Below are 18,041 nucleotides of genomic sequence, written 5' to 3'. Positions count from 1 at the left end.
GACGGGGATCCGGACCATGCTCGGCTGATCGGGTGGACCAGCGGCTTCCGTGATCGGGCGAAACCTCCGAAGAGTTTTCTGTCCGTCACCCATTGCAGCGAGTTTTCAATGGTGTTAACTTTCCGGAAAGCGAAGCATGGGAGCGCTCCCGAATCCGGGTGACGGCCCGCGCTCGCAGTCCGGACCGCACCACGACCGACAGGTGCACGACCCGGCGGCGGGAGTTCCCTCCCGGCCGAGTCCGCGCACCGCGTCGCCCCCACTCAGCCTCTCCGGGACCTCGTGCGACGCCCTCCGCAAGCTCACTCTCCTTGGCACCCCCCCTACGCGAGGAAACGAAGATGAGCAGATCCCCCTCCCACGAACACTCGACCGGGCCACGGCGCGCACTCGCCCTGGCCTCCGCCCTGCTGCTGGGCGTGACCACCGCACTCACCGCCTCCGCCCCCGCGACCGCCGCCACCGGCTGTTCGGTCGACTACCAGGTCAGCGACTGGGGCTCCGGCTTCACCGCCGACGTCGAGATCACCAACCTCGGGAACGCGGTCAACGGCTGGACCCTGGACTGGACCTTCGACGGGAACCAGAGCATCAGCCACAGCTGGGGCGGAACCCACACCCAGTCCGGCACGAGCGTCTCGGTCTCCGACGCCGGGTTCAACGGCACGATCTCCCAGAACGCGACCGCGTCCTTCGGGTTCCAGGCCGACTACTCGGGCGGCAACACGGCACCGACGGACTTCACTCTCAACGGCGTCCTCTGCGAAGGCAGCGTGGACCCGGGGCCCGACCCGGAACCGGGCCCCGATCCCGACCCGGGACCCGGGCCCAGCCCCAGCGAACGGGTGGACAACCCCTACGTGGGGGCCGACGTCTACGTGAACCCGATCTGGTCCGCCAACGCCGCGGCCGAACCCGGTGGCGAGGCCGTCGCCAACGAGCCCACCGGCGTCTGGATGGACCGGATCAGCGCCATCGAGGGCAACGAAAGCCCCACCACCGGTGACATGGGCCTGCGCGACCACCTCGACGAGGCCGTCGAGCAGGCGGCCGGAGAGCCGCTGGTCTTCCAGCTGGTCGTCTACAACCTGCCGGGACGCGACTGCGCCGCCCTGGCCTCCAACGGCGAACTCGGACCTGACGAGATCGACCGCTACGAGTCGGAGTACGTCGACCCGATCGCGGACATCCTGCGCGACTACGAGGACACCTCCCTGCGGATCGTCACCACGATCGAGATCGACTCGCTGCCCAATCTGATTACCAATGTGTCGCCGCGCGACACCTCCACCCCCGAGTGCGACGTCATGCTGGCCAACGGCAACTACGTCAACGGCGTCGGCTACGCGCTGGCCCAGCTCGGGGCCATCGACAACGTCTACAACTACGTGGACGCCGGCCACCACGGCTGGATCGGCTGGGAGGACAACTTCGCGCCCTCCGCGGCCCTGTTCCACGAGGCCGCCAACGCCAACGGGGCCACCCCCGACGACGTGCACGGCTTCATCGCCAACACCGCCAACTACTCGGCTCTGAAGGAGGAGCACTTCGCGGTCGGGCAGACCATCAACGGCACCTCGGTGCGCCAGTCCACCTGGGTGGACTGGAACAACTACGTCGACGAGCTCTCCTTCGCCCAGGCCCTGCGCGCCGAGCTGGTCTCCCAGGGGTTCGACTCGGGCATCGGCATGCTCATCGACACCTCCCGCAACGGCTGGGGCGGTTCCGACCGGCCGGTCAGCGCCGGTCCGACCACCGACGTCGACGCCTACGTCGACGGCGGCCGCTTCGACCGCCGTATCCAGTCCGGGAACTGGTGCAACCAGTCCGGTGCCGGGCTGGGCGAGCGGCCCACCACCGCCCCCGAACCGGGGATCGACGCCTACGTGTGGATGAAGCCCCCGGGTGAGTCGGACGGCTCCAGCACGGAGATCCCCAACGACGAGGGCAAGGGGTTCGACCGGATGTGCGACCCCACCTATGAGGGGAACCCGCGCAACGGCCACAACATGAGCGGCGCGCTGGCCGACGCGCCCGTCTCCGGCCACTGGTTCTCCGAGCAGTTCCAGGAGCTGCTGGCCAACGCGTACCCGCCCGTCCAGTAGGAGGCCCTCCCGGATCGGGCGCCCGCCGCACACCCCCCGGCGGCGGGCGCCCGGCAGGGCCCCTCCCCGAACGGAGGCCTCGTGAAGCAACGCCTGACACTCGCCCTCACCGCGGTCCTCGCACTCCTGGCCGCGCTGTTCGCCCACACGATCCCCGCCCACGCCGACACCGGTTTCCGAGTCAGTGACGGTCGCCTCGTCGACGCCGCGGGCAACGACTTCGTCATCCGCGGGGTCAGCCACCCGCACGCCTGGTACACCCACCAGACCGGAGCCCTGGCCGACATCGGCTCGCTGGGCGCCAACACTGTCCGCGTGGTCCTCAGCAGCGGTGACCGCTGGCAGGAGAACGATGTCGGCGACGTCGCCGCGATCGTCGCCGACTGCAAGGAGAACCGTCTGATCTGCATGTTGGAGGTGCACGACACCACCGGCTACGGGGAGGAACCCGAGGCCGCCACGCTGGACCAGGCCGTCGACTACTGGCTGCGGATCCAGGACGCGGTCGCCGGCGAGGAGGACCACGTCCTGGTCAACATCGCCAACGAGCCCTTCGGCAACGACGAGGCGACCAACGCCTCCTGGGCCTCCGCCACCTCGGAGGCGATCCAGCGCCTGCGCGCGGCGGGCTTCGACCACACGCTGGTCGTCGACGCCCCGAACTGGGGTCAGGACTGGACGCACACCATGCGCGACGGCGCCCAGGGCGTGTTCGACTCCGACCCCCACGCCAACACCGTGTTCTCCATCCACATGTACGGCGTGTACGAACAGGAGTCGGTGATCGTCGACTACCTGGAGTACTTCACCGACCGCGGTCTGCCCCTCGTCGTCGGTGAGTTCGGATTCGACCACAGTGACGGCGACCCGGACGAGGACGCCATCATGCGCCACGCCGAACGGCTCGGCCTGGGGTACATCGGCTGGTCCTGGAGCGGCAACAGCGACGAGGTCGCCTACCTGGACATGGTCGAGGACTTCGACGTCGACTCCCTGACGCCCTGGGGTGAACGGATCTTCCACGGCCCCGACGGCATCGCCCAGACCTCGGTCCGGGCTCCCGTGTACGGCGCGGAGCAGTCCGGCCCGCGCGCACGTACGTGAAAGCCCCCGGCCGCGTACACCGCGCGGCCGGGTTCCCCCAACGCACACACGAGGAGTGACCTATGCGGTCACGTCAGACCATCGCCGCAGTGGCGCTCGGAGGCCTGGCCATCGGCTACGCCGTCGTCGCCGCGCCCGAACCGGCCGAGGCCCACGGGGCCTTCACCTATCCCGCCTCACGCACCTACGCCTGCTTCCAGGACGCCACCGGCGGCAGTTCCGGGGGCGCCCTCCAGCCCGTCAACGCGGCCTGTGCCGACGCCCTCGCCGAGGGCGGCGACTACGCCTTCTGGAACTGGTTCGGCAACCTGATCGGCAACTCCGCCGGCCAGCACCGGGAGTTCGTGGCCGACGGAGAGCTGTGCGGTCCGACCGAGCAGTTCGCCGCCTTCAACGCGGCCCGCACCGACTGGCCGTCCACCCAGTTGGAGCCGAACACCACGGTGGAGTTCCACCACAACGCGTGGGCACCCCACCCGGGGACCTTCTTCACCTACGTCACGGTGGACGACTGGAACCCCAACTCGCCTCTGACCTGGGACGACCTGGAACTGATCGACGAGGTCGTCGACCCCCCGCTGCGCAGCGGGGGCGAGGCGGGCGCCGAGTACTACTGGGACGTGGACCTCCCCGACCGCGAGGGGCGCCACCTCGTCTACTCGGTCTGGGAGCGCTCTGACAGCCCCGAGGCCTTCTACAACTGCTCCGACGTCGTCTTCGGCGACGACCCGGGAACCGACCCGGGGCCGGGTCCGGACCCCACGGAGCCCGAGCCCACGAACCCGCCCGACCCCAAGCCCACGAACCCGCCCGCGCAGGACTACTGCACGGCGGAGTACAGGGTCACCAACGCGTGGAGCGACGGCTTCCAGGCGGAGGTCGAGGTCACCGCGGGGGAGGACGGCGTGACCGGGTGGATGGTGGACTGGGTGTTCGCCAACCGCCAGGAGATCACCAACGTGTGGAACGCCTCGCTCGTCAACCACGGCGCGCACTTCGAGGCCTCCAACGTGGCACACAACGGCACGCTCGCCGCCGGTGACTCCACCTCCTTCGGGTTCACCGCGACCTTCGAGGGAGCCAACATCCTGCCCGGCGTGGAGTGTCAGCGGCCCTGACCGGTGACACGTCGGAACCGGTCCCGGGGCCTCGATCTCCGGGACCGGCCCTCTTGCCCCTAACGGTGTTAGGTAACCTGGGCCGATGGACTCCGCGCGCATCTACCAGAACTGTCAGGACCGACTCCTCGACCTGGCCGCCACCCTTGACCGGGACCAGCTCGCCAGGGTCGTCCCCGCCTGTCCGGACTGGACCGTCCAGCAGGTGTACGCCCACCTGGCGGGGCTCGGCGCGGACGTGGTGAGGGGCGACGTCACGCCTCCGGTCAGTGACGAGGTCACGGCGCGCCAGGTCGCCGACCGCGCCCAGCTGGACATCGGCTCCGTCGCCGCCCAGTGGCGCAAGGAGGCCCCCGCCGTGCTGGAGCTGCTGAGGACCAACAAGCGCAGGCGCTACGGTCTGCTCGCCCTCGACCTGTGGCACCACGAGAACGATCTGCGGGGCGCCCTCGGACTGGCGGCCCAGACCGAGGACGCCGACCAGCTCGCGGACTTCCCGCTCGGCGGACTGGCGAAGGCCTGGCCCACCGAGGGTCCCGCCCTGCGAGTGGTCGCCACCGACACCGGCCAGGAGTGGGAGCTCGGTGAGGGCGGGGTCCTCACCCTGAGCGGCACCGCCTTCGAACTGGCCCGGGCGGTCACCGGGCGGCGCAGCGTCCGCCAGATCACGGCCATGGACTGGACCGGCGGCGACCCGGCCGGGGTGGCTCCGTTCCTGCCCACCCTGCCCGCCCCCGAGGCCGATCTCACCGTCTGATCGCTTCTCCCAGAGGAGGGGCCCAGGCGCGGGCGGAGGCGCGGACGTTCCCTCGCCGGTCGGGCGCTCGGTGACGGCGCGGTCAGTGGTTCAGGGTGTGTAGGGGATGCGGTCGATGGCGCGCACCTCACCCAGGGTGGACCACTCGTTGCGCCCGAGCCGGGCCATCGGGTGCAGCAGGGTGACCTCCGGGAGGCCGTCCACCAGGACGGACTCGTCCACGGCCACGGTCCGGACCCGGCCGAACACCACCGTGGAGTCACCCAGGCGCAGGGTCGAGTGCAGGGAGCACTCCAGCGCCACCGGCGACGCCGCCACCCGGGGCGGCCGCACCGTGGTGCTCGCCTCCCGCTCGATACCCAGCTCGTCGAACTCGCTCAGGTGCGGCGGGTAGTCCGTCGCGGACGCGTTGATCTGCTCCTGGAGCGGTTCGGTGGCCAGGTTGACCACGAACTCCCCGGTGGCCTCGGCGTTGCGCAGGGAGTCCTTGCGGCCCACCGAGGTGAACTGCACGATCGGCGGTTCCGTGCAGGAGATCGTGAAGAAGGAGTGCGGCGCGAGGTTGTCCACACCGGACTCGGAGGTGGTGGAGACCCACGCGATCGGGCGCGGCAGGACCACGGACGACATCAGCTTGTAGAAGTCCCGGCCGGGCAGGGCGACGGGGGTGTATTCGGTACGCATCACCAACGAGTATCCCGTGTGCGGGTGGTGGACGCGGGCATATCCACCGGATGGAACTGGTCACCGCCGACGACGTCCGCGCAGCCGCCGCCCGGGTTGAGGGACACGTGGTGCGCACACCCCTCACCGCGGGGCCGCACGGGACCGACCTCCTCCTCAAACCGGAGAGCCTGCAACCCACCGGCGCCTTCAAACTGCGGGGCGCCACCAACGCCGTCGCCCAGCTCACCCCGGTCCAGCGTGCACACGGGGTGGTCACGCACTCCTCGGGCAACCACGGTCTCGCGCTGGCGCTCGCGGCCGCCCGGCAGCGGGTGCCCTGCACCGTCGTGGTGCCGGAGGGCTCCCCGCAGGTCAAGGTGGACCGCATACGCGGATACGGTGCGCGCGTGGTGACGGTGCCGCCCGCTGAACGCCTGGCCGCCGCCACCGAGCTCCGCGACCGTGAACTCCTCGCGCTGGTCCCGCCCTTCGACGATCCCCGGGTGATCGCCGGGCAGGGAACCGTGGGCCTGGAGATCCTGGAACAGTCACCCGAGGTCACCACCATCGTGGTGCCGGTGGGTGGGGGAGGGCTGGCGTCCGGGGTGACCACGGCGGCCTGGACGGTGCACCCCCGCCGGGTGCGCGTGGTGGGCGTCGAACCCGAGTTGGCAGCCGACGCCGCGGAGAGCCTGCGCGAGGGACGTCTGGTCGCCTGGGAACCGGAGCGCACCCACCGGACCATGGCCGACGGGGTGCGCGTCGGCCTGTCCGAACGCACCTTCGCGCACCTGGCGGCCCGGTTGGACGAGATCGTCACCGTCTCCGAGGACGAGATCGCCGGAGCGGTGTCCGCCCTCGCCCACGGGGCCCGGCTGGTCGCCGAACCCAGCGGCGCCCTGGCCACGGCGGCGGTCCTGGCGGGAAAGGTGGAGACGGTGCCGGGGCGGCCGGAGGCCACGGTCGCGGTGGTCTCGGGCGGCAACGTGGACCCCGCCCTGTTCACTCGCTTGACCGCCGTGGGTTGAGCCCGGCTCAGTCGTCCAGACGCACGGTGACGGCGACCCGGCCCCGCTGGTTCGTACTGGCCACCGCGTGCCCGGACCGCACCCCTTCGGGCAACTCCAGGGACAGGGGTCCGCCCTCACCCGTGAAGTTGCGCCACCACTTCTTGCGTTCGGGGATGGCGACGGGGATGGTCACCGTCGATCCGCTGAGCCGATAGGCCACCGGGGTGGAGAACTCGCGCCCGGACCGCCGCCCCGTGTAGGTGACCACCGTCAGGTGTCGGCGCAGCGGCCGGCCCCAGCGGGGTGAGGCACGCAGCGCCGTCACGCACTGATTGAAGGGACGGACCACACGGTGCGGGATCGGACCTGCGTAACGCACGGGGACTCCAACCTTGGGGCTGTTTCAGGGGCGGACACGACCGTCGAGGAGCGTCGGACGCGTGGTCACCCTAGCCACACCGGAGCGGGGTGGGGCCCAAGTGAGAGGCTGACGCGGGAAAGCCTCTCACCTGACCCCACACGCAGTCCTCAGGCGGCGCGCCAGCGGTAGCGCGAGTCCTCCGCCGTGGTCGTGCACTGCATGAGCGTGCCGTTGTTGGTGCGGCCGAACTGCCAGTGCTGCGAGCAGAAGGCGCCGGGATGCACGCCCTGGACCGGGGCCGGTTCCGGCGCGGGCTCCGGATCGGGCGCTGGTGCGGGCGCGGGCGCCGGTGCGGGCTCCGGAGCTGGTGCGGGTTCGGGCTCGGGCTCAGGTTCGGGCTCCGGTTCCGGCGTGGGGCTGGGGTCGCCGATCTCCCCGGGGCAGTCGAGGTCGGCGGAGACCACGAAGAGCTCCACCTCGAGGGTGTCGGAGAACGGCGCGGTGGCGCCCTTCTCCTCGGGCTCCTGTCCGCAGACGGTGTGCCCGTCGGCGTCCGCCGCCTCCGGGGCGTCCACGTCCCCGAAGGCGCTCCCGACCACCATGGCCAGGCCCGCGCCCTCGATCCACTCCCGGGCCTCGCCGACCTGCCCGTCGGTGAGGTCGGGGAGCGTGGGCCATTCCTCGGTGGTGTCGTCCTCTGGGCAGTCCACCCCCTCGGGAACCACGGTCAGCGCCGCGGTGTCCTCGGTGAGTTCCTGGTCGCACACGACCATCGCCGAGCGGGTCCACGGCGCGTCCTCGGAGAGCGCTCCCAGAACCAGGTCGTCGAGGTCCAGACCGGCCTCGTCCAGCTGTTCCTCGGCGTCCGGCAGGTCGAGCCCCACCAGTTCGAGGACGGTCTCCTCCGCGGGGGAAGCGGACGCGGGTTCCTCGGCCGTCGGCGGCAGGATCAGCGCGAGGACGATGAGCGCGACGAAGCCGAGGAAGGCCAGGGTCGCGCAGCCGCCGCACCCCAGGCCGATCCTGGCCAACGGGGAGAGTCTCCTCCGCCCCGGGACAGCCCCGGGTACGGATGGGGGATGGGTCATACGGGCTCCGTCTCAGGATCCGTGAGGGCGGAGCGGGCGCCGATCACCGTGCCGCACCATGCGGCGAATGCCACCATAACGGGGCGTGGGGAGTGGGTGCGGACCATCGAGAGAGGCGGAGAGCGCTCACAGCGCGGTCGCCAGGCACGACGGGCCCGGGGGCGTCGAGCGGGCGAAGATCCCGGCTTCCACGGCGATCGCCCAAGCGTGGGAGCGGCCCGGTTTCGCCGCGCGCTCACGGCAGTACGGGAGCGAGCGCGGCCGTGCCCGACAGGGCAGCACGGGTCGAAGCCGTCCACACGGGCGCCAGGGGCGGCTGGTCAGGAAGGGCGCCGCCCCTCCAGCGCGCCCCGTGGTTCGGCTCGGCGCCGTGTCAGTCCTCGGTGGCGCGCTGGGCCGAGGCGGCGCGGTCCTCACGTCGGCGCATGGCCATGTCGGACAGGATGGCCAGGCCGAAGGCGATCACCAGCGTCACGATGACCGCCAGCGTGGTCAGGGCGGTGCCGAACGAGGTGGCGTCGATCATGGGTAGCTCCGGGGGTTCGAGGGCGCCGACGCCTCCAACCGTAATATGCGTTAACTTTCAGACCCAGTGTAAACCAGAGTGAACTGCGTCATAAGCCGCTGGTGCCTCGCCGCCCCGCAGCCGGGGCCGTCCGGTGTGGCGGAGACGGGACCAGGGCAGGCTCCCGGTCATGTCGGACGCCGAACCCACTCCAGACGGTCGCTATGTCGTGGTCCGGGGACGAAAGTGGCGGGCCAGTGACCCGGAGCTCCCCGCGCCGGTGCGCCAGCGCCTGGTCGATCACCTGATGGCCGCGCGCCGAGAGGTGGCCTCCGCGCTGCGGGCGGGTGACGCGGAGGCGGAGAGGGAGGCTCGGGCGAAGGTGGGGCGCGCCAAGGAGGGCCTGGGGGAAAGGGGCACACCCTGGTGGGAACTGCCCGTCGACGACAGGCGCCGCCGCTGGGAACGGGCGCTGGGCGACCTCGACCCCGGCTGACCCGCGACCCCGGCTGACCCGCGACCCCGGCTGACCGCGACCAGGCGGACCCGCAGTGGTGTGCCCTCCCGAGTGACGGGAGGGCACACGGGGCCGCTCGCTCAGCCCCGGGGAGTGGGCGGAGTCGTACCCGGGCAGGTCTCCGTGACCGCCTCACGGGTCTCGAAGAACTCCACCGCCGTCTCGGCGCAGGGCAGGTTGGACAGCGTGCCGTGGCCGTCGTCCTCCACGCTCAGGACCCGCCCGCCGACGACCTCACTCATGTCCAGGGCCCAACGGTGGGGAGTGACCATCTCGCGGGTGTGCCCCACCAGCTGGAGCGGGCTCTCACCCGGGCTCAGCTCCGGCGCCAGGCCCGCCGAGGGCCAGCCCACGCACAGGTGCTCGTAGAAGCCCAGGGTGCCCATGGCGGGCAGACGCTCGGCCCGTTCGGTCCGGTGCTGCCACACCTGGTCGAAGTCACGCGGGCTCTCGGAGTCGTTGCACAGCAGCGCCATCTGGGCGAAGAAGGTACCGCCGTCGGTCTCGGTGTCCCAACCGAACCCCTCGGCGTGGGGCTGCCCCAGTTCGGGGACGCCCCCGTCCAGCAGGGCCACCAGGGCGGTCGCGTTGTCGGGCCACTCGCGCTCCGGTGTGGACAGCAGCGCCGTCACCGCGTCGCCGTCCACCACCGTTCCGTCGGGTGTGGTGCGCGGCTCCTCCGCCAGTTCGTCACGCAGATCCAGCACCCGCGTCCGTACCGGCCCGCCCTCCGTACCCAGACCGTAGACGTCGTCGTGCTCGGCCATCCAGTCGGTGAACCGGTGGAAGACCTCCTCGCCCGCCTCCGCCTGGCCCTCCTCCAGTCGGGACACGCTGGTGTCCGGGGACACCACCGAGTCCAGGAGCATGGCCTCCACCCGGTCGTCGAACAGGGAACGGTAGGTCACGCCGAGCAGGGACCCCCACGAGACCCCGTAGTAGCCGATGGTCTCCGCGCCCAGTGCCTGGCGGACCAGTTCCATGTCACGGGCCACGTTCTCCACGGTCAGGGAGTCGACCAGCTCCGGGTCGTTGGCGTGACACTCCGCGTTGATCCGGGCGTGCTCCTCGGCGACTCCGCGCGCCCGCTCCTCCGCGCTCAGGTCGGGCGAGGGATCGGGCGCGACGTAGTCGTCCTCGCACTCCAGGGCCGCGCTGTGGCCGATACCGCGCGGATCGAACCCGATGAGGTCGTGCCGTAGCCCCAGGTCCCGCGCCTCACTGTCGAGGATGCGTCCGGGCATGGTCACGCCCTGATGCCCCGGCCCTCCGGGGTTGAACAGCACCGGGTAGGTGTTGTCCTCGGCGGCGGGCACCCGGGTCAGGGCGATCTCGATGGTGCGACCGCCGGGGTCGTCGTGGTCGAGGGGCACGGTCACGGTCCCGCACAGCGTGCGTTCGTCGTCCTCGTCCCAACCGGCGGCCACCTCCGAGCAGAGCCGCCAGTCCGGTTCCGGGGCGGGCACCGCACCGGCCGGGACGGCTCCGGTCGTGAGCATCAGTCCCGACAGGGCGGTCAGGGCCGTACCGCGTGCAAGGGGCATGGGGGTCTCCACTCGTGGGATCGGGGACGCGTCCGAGAGAGCTGACCGGAGCACGTGGCGCCCCGGTGTCTCGGAGTCGCCGCAATGCTACGTACGGCCACCCCCTCCGGGCATGCCCCTGGCGGATGATCCGACGGGTCTCCGAAGTACCGGGTGGAGGCCGTCGCGGTGTGTCCTTGGTCGGTTCGGCCACCGACTTTGGTGGGGGGTCGAGCGCTCGGCCGGGTGACGGCGCCCCGGACACGGCACGGGCGCCCTAAACTCAGCCCTCATGCGCACCCGGATCCCTCTTCCCAGCCGCTGCCTCGCCCGATGGCGCGGCCTGGACCCCCTCAGTCGACGCGAGTGGCGCGGGACCGCCGCCGACTGGCTCTACGCTCTGGGCACCCTGCTCTTCACCGTCCAGTTCCAGATCCAGGCCCTGGACGGCTGGGGCCTGGCCGGAGCCTGGACGGGGACTCTCCTCGAGACCCAGTCCGAGCTGTACGGCCCTGAGCTTCCGGGGCTGCTGTACGTCGCCCTGCCCGCGCTGTGCGCGTCGGCGGCGATGCTGGTCCGGCGTACCCACCCACTCTGGTTGCTGGTGCTGGCCCTCCTGCTACTCCTGGGGTTCGGCAACGTCGTCCCCGCCCTCGTGGCCGTCTACTCCTACGCGGCCTTCGCCCGGAGCCCGCTCTCCCCGGTCGCCTGGTCGCTGTGTTTCGCGGCGGCGGTGGTCGTCGTCTACCAGGACGAAGCCCAGTTCGTGTTCATGGGCGTGATGGCCGTGCTGCTGCTCCTGGCCCTGGGACTGTACGTGGGCACCCGTCGCCAGCTCGTGGATGGGCTCACCGAGCGGGCCGAACGGCTCGACCGGGAACGGCACCTGCTCGCCGAACGGGCGGTGAGCGCCGAACGCAACCGCATCGCGCGGGAGATGCACGACGTGGTCGCCCACCGGGTCAGCCTGATCGTCCTGCACGCCGGAGGGCTGGAGGTCTCCACCAGCGATCCGAAGGCCCTGGAGACCGCGGGGCTCATTCGAGGGACGGGACGCCAGGCACTCGGAGAGCTGCGCGACATCCTCGGGGTGCTCCGCCAACTGCCCTCGGGCCCCGCGCCCGACCAGCCGCAGCCCACCCTTGAACGGGTGCGGGAGCTGCTCGACGAGTGGCGTGAGGCGGGGATGACCGTCGAACTCCGGGACGGGCTCCCCGGGGCGGGCGACCTCCCGCTGCCGGTCCAGCGCACCGCCTTCCAGGTGGTCAAGGAGGGGGTGACCAACGCCGCCAAGCACGCGGCGGGGGCCGACGTGACCGTGTCGGTCCGGCTGGGCGGGGAGACCCTGACCGTGGAGGTCGCCAACGCGGAACCGCCGAGCGACCTGGTGCCGCCGCCCGAGAGCGGGTACGGATTGGCTGGGCTCCGGGAACGGGTGGACGCCCTGGGCGGCCGACTCACCTCGGAGGGGACCCCCGGTGGCGGCTGGCGACTGACCGCCGAACTCCCCGCGGTGGAGGCGCCCCCCGAGCCCGCCTGAGGGGTGGCGCGGGCACCAACGGGCCACTCAGGCAGTACTTCCCCAAGGGCACCGATCTGTCCGCGCACTCACTCGGACACCTGGAGGGGTGGTCCAGCTCAACGGGCGCCGACGCAAAACGCTCGGCTGGGATACCCCAGCCGAGCGCCTCGCCAAGCTGCTCCAAGCGAGCAGCTGGTCATCGGTGTTTGCGACGACCACCAGAATCCGACCAGGCACTCCGGGCCCTTCGTCGCACGTACCTACAGGATCGACCCGGGCGCGTAGGCGGCGGCGTCCGGACGGGCGGCGGTGATCTCCTCGATCCGCGCCACCACGGTCGCCACCTGGTCGGCGGCCGCACCCGTGAAGGTGATCCGGTCGGCCAGCAGCGCGTCCAGTGCGGCGCGGTCCAACGGGAAGCGCTCGTCGGCGGCCAACCGGTCCAGCAGCTGGTTGCCCACGCCCTCCTGGCGCATGGCCAGCGCGGAGCCCACCGCGTGCTCCTTGATGAGCTCGTGCGCGGTCTCCCGGCCCACCCCGGCGCGCACGGCCGCCATCAGCATCTTGGTGGTGGCCAGGAACGGCAGGTAGCGGTCCAGCTCGGCGGAGACCACGGCGGGGAAGGCACCGAACTCGTCCAGGACCGTCAGCATCGTCTCGACCAGCCCGTCGAAGGCGAAGAAGGCGTCAGGCAGCGCCACCCGGCGCACCACCGAGCACGACACGTCGCCCTCGTTCCACTGGTCGCCCGCCAGCTCACCGGTCATCGACGCGTACCCGCGCAGGATCACGGTGAGGCCGTTGACCCGCTCGCACGAGCGCGTGTTCATCTTGTGCGGCATCGCGGACGAGCCCACCTGGCCCTCGGCGAACCCCTCGGTGACCAGCTCGTGCCCGGCCATCAGACGGATCGTCTTCGCCAGGGAGGACGGGCCCGCGGCGAGCTGCACCAGCGAGGTCAGCACCTCGAAGTCCAGCGAACGCGGATACACCTGGCCCACGCTCGTGAACCGGTGCTCGAAGCCCAGGTGGGCGGCGACCTCGTCCTCCAGCGTGTCCAGCGCCGCACGGTCACCGCCGAGCAGGTCCAGCATGTCCTGGGCGGTGCCCACCGGGCCCTTGATCCCGCGCAGCGGGTACCGGGCGATCAGCTCGTCCAGGCGCCCCAGGGCCACCAGCACCTCGTCGGCGATCGACGCGAACCGCTTGCCCAGCGTGGTGGCCTGAGCGGCCACGTTGTGGGAACGGCCCGCCATGACGGTCTCGCCGTACTCGGCGGAGAGCCGACCGAGCCGGGCCAGCAGCGCCACCACGCGGTCGCGCACCAGGAGCAGGCTGTCGCGGACCTGGAGCTGCTCGACGTTCTCGGTGAGGTCACGAGAGGTCATGCCCTTGTGGACGTGCTCGTGACCGGCGAGGGCGTTGAACTCCTCGATCCGGGCCTTCACGTCGTGCCGGGTGACTCGCTCGCGCTCGGCGATGGAGGCCAGGTCGACCTGTTCGAGGACCTTCTCGTAGTCCTCCACCACACCGGCCGGAACGTCCACGCCCAGACGCGCCTGGGCGCGCAGAACGGCCAGCCACAGTCGCCTCTCGGCGACCACTTTGTACTCAGGGGACCACAGCCGGGTCAGCTCCGCGGACGCGTAGCGGGCAGCCAGGACATCGGGGATCACAGGTTTCGCGCTCACGTCGTCCCACCCTATCGCCCCGGAGCAGGGCGGTCGCGCGTCGGTCCAGCCCCAGTTCACCGGTAGTGCCGTCCCTACCCCGAAACGGTGGGTCCGGCGGATGTCCCCGCCCCGAGCCGCGCCCTAGCGTGGAGGCATGATCTCCCCGAACGTTCGCCGCACAGGGCCGAGCACGCTGCTCCAGTCGCTCGCCAGCCCCCGGTACCTGCTCTCGGCCTGGCCGTGGCGGTCCCTGGCCTACCAGCTGACGACCCTGGCCGTCGGGGGCACCCTGGTCGTCGTGGCGTCGCCCGTGTACGCGCCCTGGGCGGTGTTCGTGGCGCGGCTGGGAAACGGTGACGACGCGGGCTCGTTGACGTCGTGGTTCCTGTTCGGGCTCCTCATGGTGCTCTGCTTCGCCCCACTGGTGGCCATCCCCCTGGGCGCCCTGGAACGCCGACGCCTGTACCTGGTGATGCCGGAGGAGAACCGCAGCGGACACCGGCCCCCGCCGCCCGGCCTGTGGGGCTGGGTGCGCACCCGCTACTCCGAGGCCGCCACGTGGCGGGAGGTCGCCTACGCCGCGGTCATGTTCCCGATCCTCGGCCTCTGCCTGCTGGTGACCGTCTCGCTGACGGTGGCCACGGCGATCCTTGCGGCGGGACCCGTCCTGCTGCGCGACGAGAACGAGGGCCCGATCGCCCTGGGCTGGACCACCCTCACCACCCCGGCCGAGGCGCTGCCCTACGCCCTGGCCGCCCCACTCACGGCGGCCCTGCTCTTCTACGCCTGCGGGCTCATCTCCTACGGCCACGGGGTCATCGCCCGCGCCCTCCTGGTCGGACCGCCCAAGGAGGAACTGCGAGCCGAACTCGACCAGGTCACCGAGTCCCGCGCCCGGCTCGTGAACGCCTTCGAGTACGAGCGCCGCCGGATCGAACGCGACCTGCACGACGGTGCCCAACAGCGACTCGTGGCCCTCAGCATGGACCTGGGCATGGCCCGCGTGGACCTGGACGAGGGCTCACCCGCCGACCTCCGAGTGGCCGCGGCCCAGGTCAAGGCGGACGACCTCATCACCGAGATCCGTGAACTGGTGCGCGGCATCCACCCGCGCGTGCTCACCGACCGCGGACTGCGCGACGCCCTCCAGGAGCTGGCCGACCACTGCCCGGCACCCGTCACCGTGGAGACCGCGATCCCGCACCGCCTGCCCGCGCACGTGGAGGGGACCGCCTACTTCGTGGTCGCCGAGGCTCTCACCAACGTCTACAAGCACGCCCAAGCCGACGCCGTGACCGTGCGTGCCCACCTGGCCTCCGGACACCCCAGGTCCGCAACACCAGGGGCCCCGGGCGCGCCGCAGGACGACGGAACCGCCGTCCTCTCCGTGGAGGTCACCGACGACGGGGTCGGCGGTGCCGACGCCGACCGCGGCAGCGGACTCACCGGGCTCCGTGACCGGGTCGCGGTGATGGGCGGGACAATGAGACTCGCGAGCCCCGAAGGCGGGCCGACCCGAATCCGAGTGGAGCTGCCGTGCGGACCGATCCCCGCGAACCCGACTCCGTGACCCCCGTACCGACCGTGCTCGCGGAGGACGGAGTGCTGCTGCGTGAGGGCCTGGTGGGCGTGCTGGAGCGCTTCGGCTTCCCGGTGGTCGCCGCCGTCGAGGACGGCGACGCCCTCGTCGAGGCGGTGACCGAGCACCGCCCCGGCCTGGTGGTCACCGACATCCGGATGCCCCCCGACTTCACTGACGAGGGGCTGCGCGCCGCCGTGCGCCTGCGCCGAGAGGACCCCGGGCTGGCGGTGGTGGCGCTCAGCCAGTACGTGGAACTCAGCTACGCCACCGACCTGCTCGACTCGGGCGACGGCAAGGGCGTGGGATACCTGCTCAAACAGCGGGTGGGCGACGTCCGCGAGTTCGCCTCGGTCCTGCGAAGGGTCGTGGAGGGCGCCACCTTCGTGGACCCCGAGGTCGTCCGGCAGCTGCTGCGCCGCAGCTCCGACCCCCTCGAACGACTCACCGCCCGCGAACGGCAGGTGCTGGAGCTGATGGCCGAGGGGCACTCGAACGGGGCCATCGCCCGCAAGCTGGTGGTCAGCGACGCGGCGGTGGGCAAGCACGTCGGCAACATCCTGGCCAAACTCGACCTGCCGCCCGACGACGACACCCACCGCCGCGTCCAGGCGGTACTGGCGTTCCTCCGTGCCCAGGCCGACTGACCCGGGCGCGGCGGACACTCAGCCGTCCATGGAGCGGTCCACGACCACGGCCGACTCGTCGCCGATGACCCAGGCGTCGTGACCGGGCGGAACGAACGCCACCTGGCCCGCGCGCAGTTCGCGCTCGGCGCCGTCGGAGGTGCGGAACCCCATGGTTCCCTGGAGGAGCGTGAGCGAGTGGGTGGCCATGCACAGGTCCGTGCCCGCCTCGGGCCCCATGTGCTCGCTCCAGCGCCACCCCGGCTCGAGGGTGAGGCGGTTCAGTACCAGGCCGCCCAGGCGCATGGACTCCACGTGCCCGTGGTCGAACTCCATGCGGTCGTCGGAGGCGTCGAAGTCACCGATCCGCACGGCGCCCGGGGACTCCTCGTCCCAGGCCTGCACCATGGACTGGTGGACGATCCTGCCGTCGACCAGGTCCAGCATGGAGATGCTCTTGACAGTGAGCCCGTCCGGGTACGTGCACCGTTCCGTGTAGGCGGCGTGGTCGCCGTCGGTGACGCACTCCAGGACCTCGTGCTCCAGGTCCATCGAGTACACCTGCCGGAGCTGGTCCTCGATCGACTCACGGCCGTGGAGGACGGTGGGAGCGCTCGGCGGGGTGCGGCGGTCCACGGTCTCCATGTCCGCGTCCTGCGTGAACTGGCGGGCGAGCGTCTCGGTGTCACCCTCCTCGATGGCCCGCCGGAAGACCTCGATGTCGAATCCGGTGCTGCTGGTGTTGACAGACATGGTGCGGACCCCTTTCCGCTGGGAACTCGAAAGACACGCTCGACTCACGGGTGTCTCTCCCTCCACCCTCCTCCCCTCCCTGCCCCCGGTTCGACCAATCCCGGGTCAGGCCTGGGTTTGCCCGTGCCGGGAGAGGGGGAACGATCGGGGACGGCGAGGGGGAACACCCCGGACCCCCAGGAGGCACGATGAGGCCCACGGTCGCCGCTCCCGAGAGCGTCACCTGGAGGGTGCACCTGGACCGCTCCATGTGGGTGGCGGGTGTGCGCGCCCTCATGCTCCAGGCGCTGCACCCGATCGCCATGCAGGGGGTCTGGCAGCGCTCCGACTTCCGCTCCGACCCCACCGGGCGCCTGCTGCGCACCGCCCACTTCGTGGCGGTCACCACCTATGGCAGTCTGACCGAGGCCGACGCACTCGGCCGACACGTCCGCCGCGTCCACCGCGCGCTGAGCTTCACCGACCCCGCCAGCGGCCGGCTCCACCGGGTCGACCGGCACGACCTGCTCGTGTGGGTGCACTGCGCCGAGGTCACCTCGTACCTGGAGACCTGCCACCGTGCCGGGGTGGAACTGAGCGCTGCCGACCTCGACCGCTACCTCGACGAGCAGGCGCACACCGCCACCCACGTCGGACTGTCACCCGGCGACGTTCCCCGTGACGTCGCCGACATGCGCCGCTACCTGGCCGCCGTCCGGCCCAGCCTGCGCGTGACTCCCGAAGCCCGCCAGGCGGTGCGCTTCCTGCTCTGGCCCAGGATTCCCGACCGACTCGCCTGGCTCACACCGCTCAAACCGCTCTGGTTCCCGATCGGCGCGCTGTCCTACGCCACGCTGCCCCCGTGGGCACGCAGGGCCTACGGGACGCTCCCGGAGGTGCCCGGGGCGGGGGCAGCGGCCACCGTGAGCCTGCGGGCGCTGCGCTCGGGGCTCAACCGGGTGCCCGAGCGCTACTACGACCTGCTCTTCGACGAAGCCACCGTGCGCAGCGCGGACGAGGCCAGGCGACGGCTCCTCGCGGCCGGATACCGCGTGGAGGACGGGTTGCGTCTCGCGCGTCCCCGCGCCGTGCCCTCGTCCCCGCACGCCCGGGCCCTCCACGAACGGAGCCGGACCTCGACCGCGCCGACCCCAC

The 18,041-nt window shown here is 71.5% G+C and carries 16 protein-coding genes and 2 pseudogenes; 11 read left to right on the top strand and 7 right to left on the bottom strand.

Annotated elements, in window-relative coordinates:
* Positions 1-341: 341 nt before the first annotated feature.
* The 4 genes from ADX84_RS06230 to ADX84_RS06215 all read left to right on the top strand — a co-directional run bounded on the left by ADX84_RS06230 (position 342) and on the right by ADX84_RS06215 (position 5,084).
* Positions 342-2,105 carry a glycoside hydrolase family 6 protein gene (locus tag ADX84_RS06230; RefSeq protein ID WP_049568912.1) on the top strand — a complete coding sequence of 588 codons (1,764 nt, stop codon included), beginning with the start codon at positions 342-344 and terminating at the stop codon, positions 2,103-2,105.
* An 81-nt stretch (positions 2,106-2,186) separates the two neighbouring features.
* Positions 2,187-3,209: a glycoside hydrolase family 5 protein gene (locus tag ADX84_RS06225; protein WP_049568908.1), complete on the top strand. Its 1,023-nt coding sequence runs from the start codon at positions 2,187-2,189 to the stop codon at positions 3,207-3,209.
* 62 nt (positions 3,210-3,271) lie between these two features.
* Entirely contained in the window at positions 3,272-4,327 is a 1,056-nt protein-coding gene (locus tag ADX84_RS06220) for a lytic polysaccharide monooxygenase (RefSeq protein ID WP_049568904.1), read from the top strand.
* A gap of 85 nt (positions 4,328-4,412) precedes the next feature.
* On the top strand, positions 4,413-5,084 hold the full coding sequence (locus ADX84_RS06215) for a maleylpyruvate isomerase family mycothiol-dependent enzyme (RefSeq protein WP_049568901.1): 672 nt from the start codon (positions 4,413-4,415) through the stop codon (positions 5,082-5,084).
* 90 nt (positions 5,085-5,174) lie between these two features.
* On the opposite strand, the gene ADX84_RS06210 is transcribed toward ADX84_RS06215, so the two are convergent.
* A complete protein-coding gene (locus tag ADX84_RS06210; protein WP_049568898.1) occupies positions 5,175-5,768 on the bottom strand; it encodes a flavin reductase family protein in 594 nt (197 codons plus the stop codon).
* A gap of 50 nt (positions 5,769-5,818) precedes the next feature.
* Between ADX84_RS06210 and ADX84_RS06205 the strand changes: the two genes are divergently transcribed.
* Positions 5,819-6,778 carry a threonine/serine dehydratase gene (locus ADX84_RS06205; RefSeq protein ID WP_049568895.1) on the top strand — a complete coding sequence of 320 codons (960 nt, stop codon included), beginning with the start codon at positions 5,819-5,821 and terminating at the stop codon, positions 6,776-6,778.
* 7 nt (positions 6,779-6,785) lie between these two features.
* Here ADX84_RS06205 and ADX84_RS06200 read toward each other — a convergent pair whose 3' ends face one another.
* The 3 genes from ADX84_RS06200 to ADX84_RS26260 all read right to left on the bottom strand — a co-directional run bounded on the left by ADX84_RS06200 (position 6,786) and on the right by ADX84_RS26260 (position 8,735).
* Positions 6,786-7,085 carry a hypothetical protein gene (locus tag ADX84_RS06200; protein WP_234003854.1) on the bottom strand — a complete coding sequence of 100 codons (300 nt, stop codon included), beginning with the start codon at positions 7,083-7,085 and terminating at the stop codon, positions 6,786-6,788.
* Between the two features lie 203 nt (positions 7,086-7,288).
* Positions 7,289-8,152 carry a serine/threonine kinase gene (locus ADX84_RS06195; protein ID WP_369801058.1) on the bottom strand — a complete coding sequence of 288 codons (864 nt, stop codon included), beginning with the start codon at positions 8,150-8,152 and terminating at the stop codon, positions 7,289-7,291.
* A 430-nt stretch (positions 8,153-8,582) separates the two neighbouring features.
* Positions 8,583-8,735: a hypothetical protein gene (locus ADX84_RS26260; RefSeq protein ID WP_199776487.1), complete on the bottom strand. Its 153-nt coding sequence runs from the start codon at positions 8,733-8,735 to the stop codon at positions 8,583-8,585.
* A 169-nt stretch (positions 8,736-8,904) separates the two neighbouring features.
* Between ADX84_RS26260 and ADX84_RS06190 the strand changes: the two genes are divergently transcribed.
* Entirely contained in the window at positions 8,905-9,210 is a 306-nt protein-coding gene (locus ADX84_RS06190) for a hypothetical protein (protein ID WP_049568890.1), read from the top strand.
* 101 nt (positions 9,211-9,311) lie between these two features.
* Here ADX84_RS06190 and ADX84_RS06185 read toward each other — a convergent pair whose 3' ends face one another.
* Complete coding sequence (locus ADX84_RS06185) at positions 9,312-10,775, bottom strand: alpha/beta fold hydrolase (protein WP_049568886.1); 1,464 nt, start codon at positions 10,773-10,775, stop codon at positions 9,312-9,314.
* A gap of 271 nt (positions 10,776-11,046) precedes the next feature.
* Between ADX84_RS06185 and ADX84_RS06180 the strand changes: the two genes are divergently transcribed.
* On the top strand, positions 11,047-12,294 hold the full coding sequence (locus ADX84_RS06180; RefSeq protein ID WP_049568882.1) for a sensor histidine kinase: 1,248 nt from the start codon (positions 11,047-11,049) through the stop codon (positions 12,292-12,294).
* A gap of 14 nt (positions 12,295-12,308) precedes the next feature.
* A pseudogene (locus tag ADX84_RS25960) lies at positions 12,309-12,457 on the top strand (IS30 family transposase); the annotation flags it as partial.
* Between the two features lie 79 nt (positions 12,458-12,536).
* On the opposite strand, the gene purB reads toward ADX84_RS25960, so the two are convergent.
* Positions 12,537-13,967: an adenylosuccinate lyase gene (gene purB, locus ADX84_RS06175; protein ID WP_049568879.1), complete on the bottom strand. Its 1,431-nt coding sequence runs from the start codon at positions 13,965-13,967 to the stop codon at positions 12,537-12,539.
* Between the two features lie 136 nt (positions 13,968-14,103).
* Here purB and ADX84_RS06170 point away from each other — a divergent pair, with 136 nt between their 5' ends.
* The gene (locus ADX84_RS06170) at positions 14,104-15,519 is read left to right on the top strand and encodes a sensor histidine kinase (RefSeq protein ID WP_049568876.1); all 1,416 of its coding nucleotides are present in this window, start codon (positions 14,104-14,106) and stop codon (positions 15,517-15,519) included.
* Positions 15,486-16,175 (top strand): response regulator transcription factor, encoded by a 690-nt coding sequence (locus ADX84_RS06165; protein WP_049568873.1) that lies wholly within the window; start codon positions 15,486-15,488, stop codon positions 16,173-16,175. The genes ADX84_RS06170 and ADX84_RS06165 overlap by 34 nt, the downstream gene beginning before the upstream one ends.
* Positions 16,176-16,193: 18 nt before the next feature.
* Here the strand turns inward: ADX84_RS06165 and ADX84_RS06160 are convergent, their stop codons facing one another.
* Complete coding sequence (locus ADX84_RS06160) at positions 16,194-16,907, bottom strand: nuclear transport factor 2 family protein (RefSeq protein WP_049568870.1); 714 nt, start codon at positions 16,905-16,907, stop codon at positions 16,194-16,196.
* Positions 16,908-17,095: 188 nt separating this feature from the next.
* On the opposite strand from ADX84_RS06160, the pseudogene ADX84_RS06155 reads away from it, so the two are divergent.
* Positions 17,096-18,001, top strand: a pseudogene (locus tag ADX84_RS06155) (oxygenase MpaB family protein); the annotation flags it as partial.
* Positions 18,002-18,041 lie beyond the last annotated feature (40 nt).

It is taken from the genome of Nocardiopsis sp. SBT366 (genome assembly GCF_001083815.1).
GTDB lineage: Bacteria > Actinomycetota > Actinomycetes > Streptosporangiales > Streptosporangiaceae > Nocardiopsis > Nocardiopsis prasina.
Note: the sequence above shows the minus strand (reverse complement) of the source record. Positions and strands in the feature narration are given on the sequence as shown.